The organism is Escherichia ruysiae, from assembly GCF_031323975.1.
In the GTDB taxonomy this organism is placed as follows: Bacteria; Pseudomonadota; Gammaproteobacteria; order Enterobacterales; family Enterobacteriaceae; genus Escherichia; species Escherichia ruysiae.
In genome coordinates, this window is the sequence record NZ_JAVIWS010000001.1 from 1,982,897 (window position 1) to 1,999,751 (window position 16,855).

19 protein-coding genes are annotated in these 16,855 nt (G+C 50.7%); 9 read left to right on the forward strand and 10 right to left on the reverse strand.

All coding sequences use genetic code 11. The features are described from left to right. Window positions 1–55: 55 nt before the first annotated feature. The 7 genes from yqjC (at window position 56) to RGV86_RS09735 (ending at window position 3,827) form a co-directional block, all read left to right on the forward strand. A complete protein-coding gene (yqjC, locus tag RGV86_RS09705; protein ID WP_010346332.1) occupies window positions 56–424 on the forward strand; it encodes a DUF1090 family protein YqjC in 369 nt (122 codons plus the stop codon). Between the two features lie 37 nt (window positions 425–461). Continuing rightward, on the forward strand, window positions 462–767 hold the full coding sequence (locus RGV86_RS09710; protein ID WP_000031409.1) for an ElaB/YgaM/YqjD family protein: 306 nt from the start codon (window positions 462–464) through the stop codon (window positions 765–767). A 2-nt stretch (window positions 768–769) separates the two neighbouring features. Then, entirely contained in the window at window positions 770–1,174 is a 405-nt protein-coding gene (locus tag RGV86_RS09715; RefSeq protein WP_000785727.1) for a phage holin family protein, read from the forward strand. Further along, window positions 1,164–1,463 (forward strand): YqjK-like family protein, encoded by a 300-nt coding sequence (locus RGV86_RS09720; RefSeq protein WP_000015589.1) that lies wholly within the window; start codon window positions 1,164–1,166, stop codon window positions 1,461–1,463. Before RGV86_RS09715 ends, RGV86_RS09720 begins: the two co-directional genes overlap by 11 nt. Before the next feature lie 185 nt (window positions 1,464–1,648). Further along, window positions 1,649–2,041, forward strand: a complete 393-nt coding sequence (locus RGV86_RS09725) for a DoxX family protein (protein WP_000732221.1) — start codon at window positions 1,649–1,651, stop codon at window positions 2,039–2,041. A gap of 138 nt (window positions 2,042–2,179) precedes the next feature. Continuing rightward, entirely contained in the window at window positions 2,180–3,166 is a 987-nt protein-coding gene (gene yqjG, locus RGV86_RS09730) for a glutathionyl-hydroquinone reductase YqjG (RefSeq protein WP_000531183.1), read from the forward strand. Between the two features lie 292 nt (window positions 3,167–3,458). Next, the gene (locus tag RGV86_RS09735) at window positions 3,459–3,827 is read left to right on the forward strand and encodes a DUF805 domain-containing protein (protein ID WP_000384146.1); all 369 of its coding nucleotides are present in this window, start codon (window positions 3,459–3,461) and stop codon (window positions 3,825–3,827) included. A 33-nt stretch (window positions 3,828–3,860) separates the two neighbouring features. Here the strand turns inward: RGV86_RS09735 and yhaJ are convergent, their stop codons facing one another. After that, window positions 3,861–4,757, reverse strand: coding sequence for a DNA-binding transcriptional regulator YhaJ (yhaJ, locus tag RGV86_RS09740; protein ID WP_001041002.1), 897 nt, complete (start codon window positions 4,755–4,757; stop codon window positions 3,861–3,863). Window positions 4,758–4,861: 104 nt separating this feature from the next. On the opposite strand from yhaJ, the gene RGV86_RS09745 reads away from it, so the two are divergent. Both RGV86_RS09745 and yhaL read left to right on the forward strand, forming a co-directional pair. Then, complete coding sequence (locus RGV86_RS09745) at window positions 4,862–5,563, forward strand: pirin family protein (RefSeq protein ID WP_000633570.1); 702 nt, start codon at window positions 4,862–4,864, stop codon at window positions 5,561–5,563. A 22-nt stretch (window positions 5,564–5,585) separates the two neighbouring features. Next, window positions 5,586–5,750 carry a protein YhaL gene (yhaL, locus tag RGV86_RS09750; RefSeq protein WP_010346326.1) on the forward strand — a complete coding sequence of 55 codons (165 nt, stop codon included), beginning with the start codon at window positions 5,586–5,588 and terminating at the stop codon, window positions 5,748–5,750. Between the two features lie 57 nt (window positions 5,751–5,807). On the opposite strand, the gene RGV86_RS09755 is transcribed toward yhaL, so the two are convergent. The 9 genes from RGV86_RS09755 to tdcB form a co-directional block, all read right to left on the reverse strand. Continuing rightward, the gene (locus RGV86_RS09755; RefSeq protein WP_085461220.1) at window positions 5,808–6,107 is read right to left on the reverse strand and encodes a hypothetical protein; all 300 of its coding nucleotides are present in this window, start codon (window positions 6,105–6,107) and stop codon (window positions 5,808–5,810) included. A gap of 10 nt (window positions 6,108–6,117) precedes the next feature. After that, window positions 6,118–7,428 carry a cysteine desulfidase gene (gene cyuA, locus RGV86_RS09760; protein ID WP_000460495.1) on the reverse strand — a complete coding sequence of 437 codons (1,311 nt, stop codon included), beginning with the start codon at window positions 7,426–7,428 and terminating at the stop codon, window positions 6,118–6,120. A gap of 27 nt (window positions 7,429–7,455) precedes the next feature. Further along, entirely contained in the window at window positions 7,456–8,787 is a 1,332-nt protein-coding gene (locus tag RGV86_RS09765) for an SLC5/6 family protein (RefSeq protein ID WP_000401618.1), read from the reverse strand. 277 nt (window positions 8,788–9,064) lie between these two features. Next, a complete protein-coding gene (gene tdcG / locus RGV86_RS09770) occupies window positions 9,065–10,429 on the reverse strand; it encodes an L-serine ammonia-lyase (RefSeq protein ID WP_000622149.1) in 1,365 nt (454 codons plus the stop codon). A gap of 68 nt (window positions 10,430–10,497) precedes the next feature. Then, complete coding sequence (locus tag RGV86_RS09775; protein ID WP_000719986.1) at window positions 10,498–10,887, reverse strand: enamine/imine deaminase; 390 nt, start codon at window positions 10,885–10,887, stop codon at window positions 10,498–10,500. A 13-nt stretch (window positions 10,888–10,900) separates the two neighbouring features. Beyond that, on the reverse strand, window positions 10,901–13,195 hold the full coding sequence (tdcE, locus tag RGV86_RS09780) for a 2-ketobutyrate formate-lyase/pyruvate formate-lyase (protein ID WP_000861699.1): 2,295 nt from the start codon (window positions 13,193–13,195) through the stop codon (window positions 10,901–10,903). 33 nt (window positions 13,196–13,228) lie between these two features. Further along, window positions 13,229–14,437: a propionate kinase gene (tdcD, locus tag RGV86_RS09785; RefSeq protein ID WP_085461222.1), complete on the reverse strand. Its 1,209-nt coding sequence runs from the start codon at window positions 14,435–14,437 to the stop codon at window positions 13,229–13,231. A gap of 25 nt (window positions 14,438–14,462) precedes the next feature. Then, window positions 14,463–15,794 (reverse strand): threonine/serine transporter TdcC, encoded by a 1,332-nt coding sequence (gene tdcC / locus RGV86_RS09790; protein WP_000107715.1) that lies wholly within the window; start codon window positions 15,792–15,794, stop codon window positions 14,463–14,465. A 21-nt stretch (window positions 15,795–15,815) separates the two neighbouring features. Next, on the reverse strand, window positions 15,816–16,805 hold the full coding sequence (gene tdcB, locus RGV86_RS09795) for a bifunctional threonine ammonia-lyase/L-serine ammonia-lyase TdcB (RefSeq protein ID WP_032226359.1): 990 nt from the start codon (window positions 16,803–16,805) through the stop codon (window positions 15,816–15,818). Window positions 16,806–16,855: the final 50 nt, after the last annotated feature.

The following is a 16,855-nucleotide window of genomic DNA, read 5'->3' on the forward strand; positions in this document are numbered from 1 at the left end:
TGTCTGGACAATCGTTCCTTTGTAATAGGTTCGAGTCACAATGGAAGGTTCAAGAATGAAATACCGCATTGCTTTAGCTGTTTCTCTTTTTGCTCTTAGTGCCGGTAGTTATGCCACTACCCTGTGTCAGGAAAAGGAGCAAAATATCCTTAAGGAGATCAGCTATGCCGAAAAACACCAAAACCAGAATCGTATTGACGGTCTGAATAAAGCCCTGAGTGAAGTCCGGGCCAACTGTTCAGATAGCCAGCTTCGCGCCGATCATCAGAAAAAAATCGCTAAGCAGAAAGATGAGGTGGCGGAACGCAAGCAAGATTTAGCCGAGGCGAAGCAAAAAGGCGATGCGGACAAGATTGCCAAACGCGAACGGAAACTGGCAGAAGCGCAGGAAGAGCTGAAAAAGCTGGAAGCGCGCGACTACTAATTCACAATAGTCATTACTTACTCACCTGGAGAAAACTATGTCGAAAGAACACACTACGGAACATTTGCGTGCAGAGTTGAAATCCCTGTCTGATACGCTGGAAGAAGTACTAAGCGCCTCAGGAGATAAGTCGAAAGAAGAGTTGAGTAAGATTCGTAGTAAAGCAGAGCAGGCGCTAAAACAGAGCCGCTATCGCCTGGGTGAAACTGGCGAGGCAATTGCCAAACAGACTCGTGAAGCGGCGGCGCGTGCCGATGAGTACGTGCGTGAAAATCCGTGGACGGGTGTGGGCATTGGCGCTGCAATCGGTGTAGTGCTCGGCGTTCTGCTGTCGCGTCGTTAATTATGGCGGACACTCATCACGCGCAAGGGCCCGGTAAAAGCGTTCTGGGCATCGGGCAGCGAATAGTCACCATCATGGTCGAAATGGTGGAGACACGTCTGCGGCTGGCGGTGGTGGAGCTGGAAGAGGAAAAAGCCAATCTCTTTCAACTGTTACTGATGCTGGGCCTGACGATGCTTTTCGCTGCATTTGGTCTTATGAGCCTGATGGTGCTGATTATCTGGGCGGTTGATCCGCAATATCGCCTGAATGCGATGATTGCCACCACCGTGGTGTTGCTGCTACTGGCACTGATTGGCGGTATCTGGACGTTACGCAAGTCACGGAAATCGACACTGTTGCGCCACACGCGCCATGAACTGGCGAACGATCGGCAACTGCTCGAGGAGGAGTCCCGTGAGCGGTAAAGTCGAACGTGAACGCCGCAAGGCACAACTACTTAGCCAGATCCAGCAACAACGGCTGGATCTTTCCGCCAGTCGTCGAGACTGGCTGGAAGCAACAGGCGCTTACGATCGTCGCTGGAATATACTGTTGAGTCTGCGCTCCTGGGCGCTGGTTGGCAGTAGCGTGATGGCTATCTGGACAATTCGCCATCCGAATATGCTGGTTCGCTGGGCCAGGCGCGGTTTTGGCGTATGGAGTGCCTGGCGTCTGGTTAAAACCACCCTCAAACAGCAACAGCTGCGCGGTTAACGTCTTTCTGGCCGGAGCCATTCCGGCCTTATCCCTCAAAATTTTTGAAAAAATTTGACAGTTTTCCTTGCTAACAATCACCATTCACTACGTTTATGCTTCTCTCCATCGACAGCAACGACGCTAATACCGCGTCAATGCACAAAAAAACAATCAGCAGCCTGAGCGGCGCAGTGGAGAGTAAGATGAAAAAATTAGAAGATATTGGTGTACTGGTAGCGCGTATTTTAATGCCGATTCTGTTTATTACGGCAGGCTGGGGAAAAATTACAGGCTACGCGGGTACGCAACAATATATGGAAGCAATGGGCGTCCCCGGCTTTATGCTGCCGCTGGTGATTTTGCTTGAGTTTGGCGGTGGTCTGGCAATTCTGTTTGGTTTCCTGACTCGTACCACGGCGCTGTTTACCGCTGGCTTTACACTGCTGACTGCGTTTTTATTTCACAGCAATTTTGCAGAGGGCATGAACTCGCTGATGTTTATGAAAAACCTGACCATTTCTGGCGGATTCCTGCTGCTGGCAATTACGGGGCCGGGCGCATTCAGCATCGACCGCCTGCTGAATAAAAAGTGGTAAGCAGAGACTATACTTAACGATATTTGTTGGTCGGATAAGATGCGTAAGCATCGCATCCGACAATCAAAAATGTGCACTTTGCCAGCAATCTGAAACGAGGAGAAACACTCCTCGTTTTTGCTATTGGAGGAGAGAAAAATGGGTCAACTGATTGACGGCGTCTGGCATGACACCTGGTACGACACCAAATCCACCGGCGGTAAATTTCAACGTTCAGCTTCCGCATTTCGTAACTGGCTCACCGCTGACGGCGCACCAGGACCTACCGGCAAAGGCGGTTTTGCCGCAGAAAAAGATCGCTACCATCTCTATGTTTCACTCGCCTGCCCGTGGGCGCACCGCACGCTGATTATGCGTAAACTCAAAGGTCTGGAACCGTTTATCTCCGTTTCCGTGGTGAATCCGCTGATGCTGGAAAATGGCTGGACCTTTGATGACAGTTTTCCGGGAGCAACCGGTGATACGCTCTATCAACATGAGTTTCTGTATCAGCTTTATCTCCACGCCGATCCACACTATAGCGGACGTGTCACTGTTCCCGTGCTATGGGACAAAAAGAACCACACCATTGTCAGCAACGAATCGGCGGAAATCATCCGCATGTTCAATACCGCGTTTGATGCACTGGGCGCGAAAGCGGGAGATTATTATCCTCCTGCGCTGCAAACTAAAATTGACGAACTTAACGGCTGGATTTACGACACCGTCAACAATGGCGTGTATAAAGCCGGTTTTGCTACCAGCCAGGAAGCCTACGACGAGGCGGTGGTGAAAGTGTTTGAATCGCTGGCGCGACTGGAGCAGATCTTAGGTCAGCATCGCTATCTGACCGGTAACCAGTTAACCGAAGCTGATATTCGCCTGTGGACCACGCTGGTGCGTTTTGATCCGGTGTATGTCACCCACTTCAAATGTGATAAGCACCGCATCAGCGATTACCTGAATCTGTATGGCTTCCTGCGCGATATCTACCAGATGCCGGGAATTGCCGAAACTGTCAATTTTGATCACATCCGTAATCACTACTTCCGCAGCCATAAGACCATCAACCCTACGGGGATTATTTCCATTGGTCCGTGGCAGGATCTTGATGAACCGCACGGGCGGGACGTTCGCTTCGGCTAGACAAAGGCACCCTTCGTGGTGCCTCTGATTGTTGGCTAAGTGCGTGTTGTTCATGTCGGATGCGGCTTGAACGGCCTATTTGACCTAAAAATATTTTACATTCAATATATTGCAGAGAACTCACAGGCCAGATAAGCGTAGCGCATCTGGCGATTTTGCGCTTGCCATCAGTCTGAAGTTCCGTTCATTGCACCTCATTAATTCACCGTGGTGATATTTACTGCCATTTCATTCATGTCTATTCTTAATTTGCTGCTTTAAAAACAAGTGATTGAGCAAAATTGAGGCAAAAATGGACTGGTATCTGAAAGTACTAAAAAATTATGTCGGATTTCGGGGTCGTGCGCGGCGCAAAGAGTACTGGATGTTTATTCTGGTCAACATCATCTTTACGTTCGTGCTGGGACTACTGGATAAAATGTTAGGCTGGCAACGCGCCGGTGGCGAAGGCATCCTGACGACAATCTATGGCATTCTGGTGTTTTTACCGTGGTGGGCAGTTCAGTTCCGCCGCCTGCACGACACCGACCGCTCGGCGTGGTGGGTACTGCTGTTCTTAATCCCGTTTATCGGCTGGCTGATTATCATCGTCTTTAACTGCCAGGCGGGTACACCGGGTGAAAACCGCTTTGGGCCAGACCCGAAACTGGAACAGGAATAATAATTAAGCACCTTGTGAAAGGTGCTTAATCGTTTATTTTCCGGCGAACAACTTTGGAATTTCCCGCAAACACCAGGATTTTGCTTCTCCCATACTGTCTCGACGCCAGGCCATAATAATATCGATCTCGCTGGTCGATTCCGGGCTAACGACACGTAGCCGTCCTTCAGCAATATCTTTTTCCACCATCGGATACGGCATAGTTGCGACACCCAGCCCCGCCAGTAACGCCTGGCGTTTATCTTCAATGGTACTGACCGTTAAGCGCGGCTGTTTGTCCAGCAACTGCACCGTCAATACCGGACGCTCACGAGCGGTATCCGCTACCGCAATTCCGCGATATTTCACGCGCGTCACCTCAGAAAGCGGTTCCGGCTCCTGGTGAATCGGGTGATCCGGCGCGGCAACGTAGACGTTCATTAAGGTATAGAGCTTGCGCGAGTTGATCTCCGACGAGGAACGAAAATGCATATCCGGCGCGATAACAATATCCGCCCGCCCCTGCTCAAGCCGTTCCCACGCCCCCGCCAGCACTTCGGTGATGATTGCCAGTTGGGTGTTAGCTTTCACCGCCAGTTTGTCGATCAAAGGGAAAAAGGCAGCCGTCGGCACCAGCGCCTCGGTCACAATGGTGAGATGCGTTTCCCAACCGCGCGCGAGGGCTTCCGCATCAGTAGTCAGTTTATCTGCCGCTTCCAGCAGAACGCGTCCTCGCTCCAGCAACATACGCCCGACATTGGTGAATTTGGTGCGATGGCCAGAGCGGTCAAACAGTACCACATCCAGCTCTTCTTCCAGTTTTTGCATGGTGTAGCTAAGCGCAGAAGGCACGCGTCCCAGCTCATCTGCTGCTGCCGCAAAACTGCCACGGCGATCGATCGCGTCCATAACACGCAGTGCTTCCAGCGTTAATGCCCTTTCTTTGGCCATGTCGTTCTCATTCAGGAAATTTGAACATACCGGGCAGAATATCTGGCTAACAATGTAGCGTCCAGCCCCTTACCATAAAAGGAAGTAAAGAGAGGTCAATAATTATGATTACTACCCGAACTGCCAGGCAGTGTGGACAAGCAGACTACGGATGGTTACAGGCCCGGTATACTTTTTCCTTTGGACACTACTTCGACCCTAAATTGTTAGGCTACGCCTCCCTGCGCGTGCTCAATCAGGAAGTGCTGGCTCCAGGAGCCGCCTTTCAGCCACGAACCTATCCAAAAGTCGATATTTTGAATGTGATTCTGGATGGAGAAGCAGAATACCGCGACAGTGAAGGCAATCATGTTCAGGCCAGCGCCGGTGAAGCCTTATTGCTTTCTACTCAGCCGGGCGTGAGTTATAGCGAACATAACATTAGCAAAGACAAACCGTTAACGCGGATGCAGCTTTGGCTGGATGCCTGCCCGCAGCGAGAGAATCCGCTGATTCAAAAACTGGCGCTTAATATGGGCAAGCAGCAATTAATCGCCTCGCCCGATGGCACAGAGGGTAGCCTGCAACTGCGCCAGCAAGTGTGGTTGCATCATATTGTGCTCGCTAAGGGCGAAAGTGCGAACTTTCAACTTCACGGCCCGCGCGCCTATTTACAATCGATTCACGGCCAATTTCATGCAATTACGCATCATGAAGAGAAAGCGGCACTGACCTGCGGTGATGGTGCATTTATTCGTGACGAGGCTAACATTACGCTGGTTGCTGATTCCCCGCTGCGCGCTTTACTGATAGATTTACCTGTCTAGTTGTTTTTACAGGGAGAAGATGATGAGTAAAAAATCGGCGAAGAAACGCCAGTCAGTGAAGCCCGTTGTGGCGAAAGAAACGACTCGCGCAACTAAAAACTTTGGCTATGAAGAGATGTTGAGCGAGCTGGAAGCGATAGTAGCTGATGCCGAAACGCGGTTAGCCGAGGATGAAGCCGCCGCATAAAGACAGGTTGCCGGATGCGGCGTAAACGCCTTATCCGGCCTACAAAACCCAGCAACATCAATAAATTGCACCACTCGTAGGCCGGATAAGATGCGCCAGCATCGCATCCGGCACAAAACCCAACAACATCAATAAATTGCGCAACCCGTAGGCCGGATAAGATGCGCCAGCATCGCATCCGGCTTCAGGTACAAAACCCAACAGCATCAATAAATTGCGCAACCCGTAGGCCGGATAAGATGCGCCAGCATCGCATCCGGCTTCAGGCACAAAACCCAACAACATCAATAAATTGCGCAACCCGTAGGCCGGATAAGATGCGCCAGCATCGCATCCGGCTTCAGGCACGATACCCAAGGCCAGCCGCTTATCTGGCCTTGCTCGCCATAATCTCGATAATCTGCCGATCCGTTTGCTGCATCGAATGGCTTGCCAGCGCACACAGATTGGCAATCGACTGCTCAACATCATGCGCCACAATCCCTTCATTGCCGGTCACGGCGGTATCATCCAGCGCCATTAACACCGCTTTCCACGCTGCCGAAGCACTGGTCGAAACCTTCATCGCACAACTGTTCGACGCACCATCGCAAATCATGCCGCTGACATCGCCGATCATACTGCTGATAGCCATAGAGATCGTTTCATAACGCCCATCCACCAGCCACGCCATCCCAGCGGCAGCCCCCATTGCTGCCGTCGTCGCCGCGCACAGCGCGGATAAACGCGGCAACTGGTTATGGATGTAAATCGCGCTCAAATGCGAAAGCATCAGCGCACGCGCCAGCCGTTCATCATCCGCCCCGAAGTGTTCCGCGACCACCACTACGGGCATTGTCGCGGTGATCCCCTGGTTACCAGAACCGGAGTTACTCATCGCCGGAAGCGTTGCGCCGCCCATACGCGCATCAGATGCCGCGCTGGTACGAATCACAATCGACGAGGAAAGATCCTTCGCCAACAAACCGCGCGCACACTGTTTTTCCAGCGTTGCGCCAATATGCAGCCCCCAGTTGCCACTCAAACCTTCCTGCGATAATGCACAGTTTAACTTCGCAGAATCGAGAATAAAGCGGATCGCCTCAAACGGGACTTCATTGACGAACTTCAGGATCTCGGCGAGCGTCGTTCTGGAGAGCACCGCCAGCGGCGACTCTTGCTCCCCCTCTGTCACACATGCCTGCTGGGCAAATACCACGCCATTGTGCGTCTCAATATGCACAATGTTGGTATGTCCACCGACGATGGTGACACACGCCCACTTCTCGCCGTTCCAGACTTTGGCGCGTGAGAAGAGGATCTCGTCGCAAGGTTCCTGGATCTTAACCGAGACTTTCCCCGCCGCCAGCAATGCTTTGGCATCGGCAATCGCCTGCGCAGTTGCGTCTTTCAGCACTTCCAGCCCGGCTTTGGCATTTCCACCTAACGCTCCCAGCGCCGCCGCAATCGGCAGTCCCACCATTCCCGTGCCGGGAACAGTAACGCCCAGACCGTTCTTCATCAGATTTGGCGAAACCCAGGCTTCTACACGTTCAACCGGACCTTCCAGTTCTGCCGCAGCAACCGCCGCTGCCAGCGCCAGTGAAATAGGTTCAGTACATCCCAGCGCCGGTTTTACTTCCTCCTGAACGGCGAGGATGTAACGCTGCCATAACGGATTTAAAGTCGAATCAAACATAATAAAAACCTTAAAATTTCAGGTAAATCAAGAAAATGCCAGGAACGGAGAAACGCAAAGCAACAAACCGGTGACGATAATCAGGTACAGAGACATCCCTTTGTATTTGTGCAATGCCGGTACTTTGTAAACCAGCCACGCCGGGATCAGGCACCCTACCATGCCGAATATCGGGCTACAGATAGAGGTGAAGCTCAACACCGGCGCGTTCAGTACGATGGCGCTCCAGGCCAGTAAAATGGCGAAAATCATGATGCCGCGCTGAACGAGAGTTTCGTTAATCTTCTCGGCCGGTATCTTGCGGCGCAGGATGTTCATTACGATCCCTTGCGTTGCTTCACGGAAGCCTAAATAGACGCCAAAAAACGCGGTCATTACGGCAAAGATATTGAGAATGACACTAACCACTTTTACCCACGCTGCACCGTCACCGCTAATAAACTGTGCGGCAATCGCCAGCGCGGAAATATTCTGCTCGTAGGCTTTTACCGCTTCGTCATGTCCCATCGCCAGCGTGAACGACACGGCGTAGAAAAAGACGGTAACAAACAGAATGCCGAACGCGATGTTCATTGCCCGCAACGCTTTATGCCGCGCTACTTCAATCGATTTTTCCCGCGAGCGATAGGAAATCACCATCGGGCTTAATGTCTGGATAAACAGAATCGACGTCAGGGTAAACGGCAGCGTAATAATGGCGTTTTTCACCAGTAGCCCCAGCGGCGGCAGCGAACCCACGTTATACAGATGCCACATTCCCACCATCGACACGCCCAGCGCCGCGACCACCAGTAGCTTGGTCAGAACCATGCCAGTCGAAATCTTGAATAACAGTTTCTCGCCGCGTGAGGAGATGGCTACCAGAATGCAAATCAGTACCAGTCCATAAAACGGATTGTCTGATAGCACGCTTTCCGTCACGCCAAAAGTATGTAAATAGGAGGCGCTATCGTTGGTGATGGCGGTGGAATAGACGAACATCCAGATCACCAACATCACGAAATAGAGTGCACCTAACAGGATGCCCCAGTTTTTACCTAAATAACCGCTGATGACGCTGGGGTAATCTTTACACTCCGGTGATTCTGCCAGCGTATTAATAAACAACCGCTGAAACAGATACATTGCCGGGTAACCAATCACTGATGAGAGCAAAAATACCCACAATCCCATCAAACCGACCTGTACCGGGAGAAAAACAATCCCCGCGCCAATCGCCATCCCGATACTCATAATCACCCAGCCGGTGTCGGTACTGTCGAATTTGATTGCTTCACGCCATTCACTTTCACTCATTCCAGCACGACCCGCCGGGGTCGAAGCGTCTGCAATAACGCCTTTATTCGTTGCAATTTCCATAATTTCTCGCTCAATATTTTGTAGGGCTTTTTATTTTTTTCGAGCCGCATCAAGGCGATACGCGGTCTACGTTTTTTTGCAGGCGAGTTATTAGAATGAAGAAATGATACGCGTGAGGTTAGAGAAAATCTTCACAATCAAGACTTTGAAATAGCAGTTATGGATAATAATTTTCTATCAAATAAATAGAAAAGAAACAATTATTCTCTATTTGCGGCAGATCACAATAAAAAAGGGTGCACATTTTGTGCACCCAAAGATAAATGCGGATGAAATATCAGCCGCAGACCACTTTTATCGCCAGTCCTCCGCGTGAAGTTTCGCGGTATTTATCGTTCATATCTTTGCCGGTTTCATACATCGTCTCGATCACTTTATCGAGCGAAACACGCGGTGCAGAGGTACGCCGCATTGCCATCCGCGCGGCGTTTACCGCTTTCACAGCGTTGATAGCGTTACGTTCAATACACGGAATTTGCACTTGTCCGGCAACCGGATCGCAGGTCAGCCCAAGGTTATGCTCCATAGCGATTTCCGCCGCATTGCATACCTGCGCCGGGCTGCCGCCCAGCAGTTCGGTTAACCCTGCCGCCGCCATAGAACAGGCCACGCCAATTTCGCCCTGACACCCCACTTCCGCACCAGAGATGGAGGCATTCATTTTATACAGCGCGCCAATAGCGCCAGCCGCCAGTAGAAAACGGGCGATGGATCGCTCATTGAGCGGACGGCGGAATTTATCGTAATAGGCCAGCACTGCCGGAATAATACCGCAAGCGCCGTTAGTTGGTGCTGTCACTACACGTCCGCCAGCGGCGTTTTCTTCGCTGACCGCCAGAGCAAACATATTGATCCAGTCGATGACGTTCATTGGATCGTTAGAGATATTGTCACTAGAGACCAGCAAACGGCGCAGCGCCACCGCCCGGCGTGGGACATTGAGCGGGCCAGGCAATACGCCTTCGGTATTCATGCCGCGTTCAATACCGTCGTGCATCACCTGCCAGATACGAGCAAACCCTGCATCAATTTCCGCTTTGCTGCGCAGCGCCAGCTCGTTATGCATCATCAGGCCAGAAATAGACAGGCCGTTGTAATCACACATTTTCAGCAGTTCGCCTGCCGAGTGGAAGTCATAAGGTACGGGTGTTTCGACATCGTGCGACAGGCCGAAGTGTTCTTCTTCAACGATAAACCCGCCGCCGACAGAGTAATAGGTTTTGCTTAATAGCTCTTCCTGCCCGTTCCAGGCAGTAATCCGCATCCCGTTCTCATGACGAGACAACATTTCGGGATGGAAGATAATGTTCTTTGCTACAGGAAAATCAACAATATGCGCACCAGAAGCCACCGGCAGTCGCCCACTGCGCGTCACAAGTTCAATAAATGCAGGGATCTCATCAATAACAACATCCTGCGGGCTGTTTCCTGCCAGTCCCATAATGATGGCGATATCCGTGGCATGGCCTTTGCCCGTCAGTGACAACGACCCGTAAAGATCGACCACAATATGACTTGTTGCAGTTAATAAGCCACTACTCACCAGTCGGTCGATAAAACTTTTTCCAGCATTCATTGGCCCCACGGTATGCGAACTGGAGGGGCCAATACCAATTTTGAAAATATCGAATGCACTAATCATAACCACACTCTCGGATTGCCATTCTGTGAAGAGGGCGGGACGACTCTGCAATCGCCCCGCTCCGGGCTTTACACGCTACGTACTGCGATAGCTTCAATTTCCAGCTTCACATCTTTCGGCAAACGCGCGACCTGCACGCAGCTACGGGTCGGGTAAGTCGCCTGATGCTCATCGAAGAACTGCTTATAGACTTCATTGATGGTGGCAAAGTCGTTCAGATCGGTGATGAATACCGTCATCTTGATGATATCGCCCACGGTGAGGCCAGCAGCAACCACGATCGCTTTGACGTTTTCAAGGCTTAAACGCGCCTGATCTTTCACATCAGCCGGGATCTCGCCAGTCTGCGGGCAAACCGGAATTTGTCCGGAGGTGAAGACCATGCTGCCTAAATCAACGCCCTGAACATAAGGGCCGATTGCGCCAGGGGCACGTTGCGTTTCGATAATCTTTTTCATACATCCTCCGGCGTCAGAGCGCCTGGGTAAAGGTACGTGAAATCACATCCTGTTGCTGTTCGCGAGTCAGCGCGTTAAAGCGCACAGCGTAGCCAGAGACACGGATTGTCAGGTTCGGGTATTTTTCCGGGTGCTCAATGGCATCCAACAACATTTCCCGATTCATAACGTTAACGTTGAGATGTTGACCGCCTTCGATGTCCGCTTCGTGATGGAAATATCCATCCAGCAGACCAACAAGGTTGGTTTTGCGTACCGGATCTTCTTTACCCAGCGCCGCCGGGACGATCGAGAAGGTGTACGAAATACCGTCTTTGGCGTAAGTGAACGGCAGTTTCGCCACGGAAGTCAGCGAGGCTACCGCGCCTTTGCGGTCACGACCGTGCATCGGGTTAGCGCCCGGCGCAAACGGCGTACCCGCGCGGCGACCGTCCGGTGTGTTACCGGTTTTCTGTCCGTACACCACGTTAGAAGTGATAGTCAGGATCGACTGGGTCGGCACGGCGTTACGATAGGTTGGCAGTGCTTTAATTTTCTTCATAAAGCGTTCAACCAGGTCACAAGCAATACTGTCTACACGCTCGTCGTTGTTGCCGTACTGTGGATATTCGCCGTCGATTTCAAAGTCCACCGCCAGACCGTTTTCGTCACGGATGGGTTTCACACGGGCATATTTAATAGCGGAAAGTGAATCCGTCGCCACCGACAGACCCGCGATGCCGCAAGCCATGGTGCGATAGACATCACGATCGTGCAGCGCCATCAGCGAGGCTTCATAGCTGTACTTGTCGTGCATGTAGTGGATGATGTTCAGCGCGCTGATGTACTGCACCGCCAGCCAGTCCATGAAATGGTCGAGGCTGTCCATGACTTTGTTGTAATCCAGCACGTCGTCCATCAATGGTGCCGTTTTCGGGCCGACCTGAATCTTCAGCTTCTCGTCCACCCCGCCGTTGATTGCGTACAGCAGTGTTTTCGCCAGGTTAGCGCGTGCGCCGAAGAACTGCATCTGCTTACCAATCACCATTGGGCTGACGCAGCAGGCAATCGCGTAATCGTCGCTGTTGAAGTCAGTACGCATCAGATCGTCGTTTTCATACTGCAAAGAAGAGGTGACGATAGATACTTGCGCCGCATATTTTTTGAAGGCAATCGGCAATGCTTCCGACCACAGAATAGTCAGGTTTGGTTCCGGCGCTGGTCCCATGGTGTGTAGGGTATGCAGATAGCGGAAGGAGTTTTTAGTCACCAGAGTGCGGCCATCCAGCCCCATCCCGCCGATCACTTCCGTCGCCCAGATGGGATCGCCGGAGAACAACGAATCAAATTCCGGTGTACGCAGGAAGCGCACCATGCGGATCTTCATGATGAAGTGGTCGATCAGTTCCTGCGCCTGCTGCTCATTAAGCACACCGGCTTTAAAATCGCGCTCGATGTAGATATCGAGGAACGATGCGGTACGACCCAGAGACATTGCGCCGCCGTTTTGCGATTTCACCGCCGCCAGGTAAGCGAAGTAGAGCCACTGCACCGCTTCCTGCGCATTCTGCGCCGGACGGGAGATGTCGAAGCCGTATTTCGCCGCCATTTCCTGAATCTGCAACAGCGCATGACGATGTTCTGCCAGCTCTTCACGCAGACGGATGGTGGCTTCAAGATCCTCACCTTTTTCCAGACGAGACTGGAGATCGGCAAATTGCAGTTCGCGTTCACGTACCAGATAACTGATGCCGTACAGCGCCACGCGGCGATAGTCTCCGATGATACGACCACGACCATAACCGTCCGGCAAACCGGTCAGTACGCCAGATTTACGGCAGCGCAGCATATCAGGTGAGTAAACATCAAATACGCCCTGATTATGGGTTTTACGCAGATCGGTAAAGATGTACTCAAATTCGCTGTCCATTTCACGGCCATATGCGTGGAATGAACTTTTAATCATATTAATGCCGCCAAACGGATGCAGCGCGCGCTTTAACGGCGCATCGGTTTGCAGACCAACAATTTTTTCCAGCGGCTGATTAATATAACCAGCATCATGGGCGGTAATGGTAGTGGCAATATTAGTATCGAAATCAACCGGCGCGTGGGTCGCATTTTCGATACGAATGCCTTCCATTACTTTTTCCCACAATGCCGTGGTCGCTGGCGTTGCTTCAGCAAGGAAAGATTCATCACCTTCATAAGGCGTATAATTGTGTTGAATAAAATCGCGGACATTAATTTCGTTTTTCCAGTCCGTACCTTTAAAGCCAAACCATGCGTCGGCGTACAGCTTATCGCTGGTATCAATATCTACCTTCATGAAAAATAATCTCTCTACAAGACTTCAACTAAATTATGCAAATTCTGCGGGAGCGTTAACTTTGCCTAAATGAATTGCATCTAAGGCAATCATTTTTTCTTCATTAGTCGGAATAACGGCGCAAATTACGCGCGCATTTTCACTGGAAATAATACGTTCACCGTAGGAATTAGATTGATTATTCATTTCCACATCAATCTCAACGCCTAATACGGCTAAATGTTCCATGACCAGACGACGAATTAAACTTGAGTTTTCGCCTATTCCGCCGGTAAATATAATGCCATCCAGACGATGTAATGAGGCAGCGTGTCCGGCAATATGACGGGCAATTCGATGAACAAAAGTTTTAATTGCCAGTTGTGCGCGCTCGTGTCCTTCATGCCAGGCTTTTTCCAGTACGCGCAGGTCGGAAGAAAGACCGGAAATACCTAATAATCCCGACTCTTTATTCACTATGCGTTCCAGATCGCCCAGGCTCTGATTGGTTTGACTGGCAACCCAGGACATCGCGCCGAAGTCGACATCACCACTGCGCGTCCCCATCATCAAGCCTTCCAGCGGCGTCATTCCCATTGAAGTATCTACGCTCTGACCGTTACGAACCGCGCAGATTGACGCGCCATTGCCAAGATGCGCCACAACCAGCCCGGAGTCATCTTCCGCCAGGTCCAGCAGCGAATGGGCGCGCTGGGAAACATAGCGGTGCGAGGTTCCGTGGAAACCATAACGGCGCACACCTAACTCTTCATAATATTTCCACGGCAGGCCGTATAAATAAGCATCCGGAGCCATAGTCTGGTGGAAACTGGTATCAAATACCGCCACCTGAGTTACGCCAGGAAATAATTGCTGCGCCGATTCAATGCCACTTAAATTGGCGTAATTATGCAGCGGCGCCAGTGGAGAAACGCGGCGGATATTATCAATGACCTCATCGGTAATAATAGCGGACTCGGTAAAAATACTGCCGCCGTGGGCGATGCGGTGGCCAATTAAGGCCACACTGTCATTTAAATTCCGTTTTTCCAGTTCAAATGCGATTGCCTTCAATGCACCTTCGTAGCTGTGGTGAGCCAGCGGTGCTGGCTCTCCCCCATTTACGGATAAGAATGCATTTTCCGAGTTAATACCATCGGCAATACCTGACATTAATACTTCACAGTCACAGGTATCGAGCACGGAAAACTTAATCGAAGACGAACCACAGTTAATAACCAAAACAACCGGAAATTCATTCATCTCTTTTCTCATCCTGAGTTACGGATTAAAACAGTTTGTATACGATGTTCAGGATGGTCAGCAGACCAATCACGGTAACAAACACGTTATCCAGACGACCACGGTATTTCGCCAGAGACGGCGCCTTACGGATGGCGTACATCGGCAACAGGCACAGCAGGGATGCGATAATCGGTGCGCCCATGGCTTCAATCAGATCCAGGATGTTCGGGTTGGCGTAGGCAACAACCCAGGTTGAACCCATGATGAAGATCATGCTGAGAGTATTCAGTTTACCCAGCGACACTTTGGTTTTGTCGCCTTTATAACCGAACTTCAGAATCAGACCGTTCAGACCTTCCAGCGTCCCCAGATAGTGACCGAAGAAAGATTTGAAGATAGCAACCAGCGCGATGATGGACGCCGCATATTCCAGAATAATAGCGAACGTCGTTTTGGTGCCGGTCATGGATGCAAAGTGGTTAGCCAGGTAAGAAAGCACCGGAATATTCTGCGCTTTTGCTTCCGCCATGTTCGCCGGAGACAGCGTAAACAGGCAGCTGAAGGCAAAGAACATGACCACTGCAACCATCAGCATACTGGCGCGAGAGATGATTTGTGAACATTTCTGCTCAGTGAAGTCGCGACCAAAGTCTTTCTCATACTCTTCACGCTTAGAAACGACGAAAGAAGAGACGATTGGTGAGAAGTTAAAGGAGAAAACCATGATGGAAATCCCCAGCCAGACGGTGATCAGGATACCGTCATGACCTGTTAACGACAGCGCACCAAGGTCAACTTGATCGATAACCGCAGAGTTCCAGTAAGGGATCAGCGACAGAGAAATCAGCACCAGGCTGGCGATAAAAGGCCATACCAGGTAGCTCATCACTTTAACCATCAGATCTTTACCAAACCAAATGACGAACGCCATCAGCAGCAGCAGGAACAGCGCCACGAAGCCACGATTCAGCGGCGCAAAACCGAGCTGGTTTTCCCAGAAGGTCATAAAGGTGTTGGTAATGGTAACGCCATAAATCCACAACAGTGGGCAAATCGCGAAGAAATACAGGAACGTGATGACCACACCGCCGGTTTTACCAAAATGCTCTTCTACCGTTTCCGTAATGTTGCCGGAAGGGTTAGAGCCAGAGAGACACAGACGCGCCAGCGCCCGGTGGCAATAAAACGCAATCGGGTATGCCAATACCAACATCAGAAGAATCGGGATCAGTCCGCCAAAACCTGCGCGGATAGGGAAGAACAGCACCCCGGCGCCGATTGCCGTACCAAACAAGCCTAACGTCCATGTGGTATCTGATTTACGCCAGGACGATTGTTTTGTCTGGCTGGATACAATGCTATCTGAAGTACTCATATCCTATCCTCAACGAATTAATTAAGCGTCAACGAAACCGGTGATTTGAGAGACGCGAGAAAGATCGATATTACCGCCAGAAATAATACTGACGGTTTTTCTGTTTTGAATATATTGGTCTAATTTACCGCTTAATAATGCAGCACATGCCAAAGCGCCTGCACCTTCGGTAACGACTTTATTACGCTGAATTAAGGCAATCATACTGTTTCTGATTTCGTCTTCACTAACCAGCACGATGTCATCGACTAATTCACGAACGATTTCGTAAGTTAAATTACCCGGGCGGGCGACATCACAACCATCCGCCAGGGTGCCGGTAGTTCGGTGCGTGGTTATTTCTCCGGAGTGGAAAGAAGCCGCCATGCCGTGAACGTTTTCTGACTGCACACCAATAACACGAATGGTCGGGTTAATAGATTTAATTGCCACCGCAATACCGGCAATTAAACCGCCACCGCCAATTGGCACAATGACGTTATCGACATCATAAAGATCTTCCATAATTTCCAGCCCAATGGTTCCCTGACCGGCAATCACTTTCGGATCATCATAAGGTGGAATAAAGATGCGACCTTCCGTTTCGACAATTTCGCTCACTTTGGCGATGGTGTCGTTGAAGTTATCGCCGTGCAGTACCACTTCAGCAGAGTAGTCACACGTTGCCGCAACTTTTGATTTTGGCGCGCCTTTCGGCATTACAACTTTACCATCAATCCCCAACATCGCACAGGAGAGCGAAACCCCTTGCGCGTGGTTCCCTGCTGAACAGGCCACGACACCTTTACGTCTCTCAGCATCAGTTAAGGAGCTTAATTTATTAAATGCGCCACGAATTTTAAATGACCCGGTACGCTGCATGTTTTCAAACTTAAGGAATATTTCACCTTTGCAACGTTCGCTAAAATAGTTAGATCGAGGCATGCCTGTTTTATAAATTCGCCCAGCCAGACGTTGTTTTGCTTCAATAATGTCATCAATAGCAACCGGCAGATCGTATGTAATATGCATTATAAAACCTCTTAGCCTGAATTAAATATGTAGGTAACCGTAACCAGCAC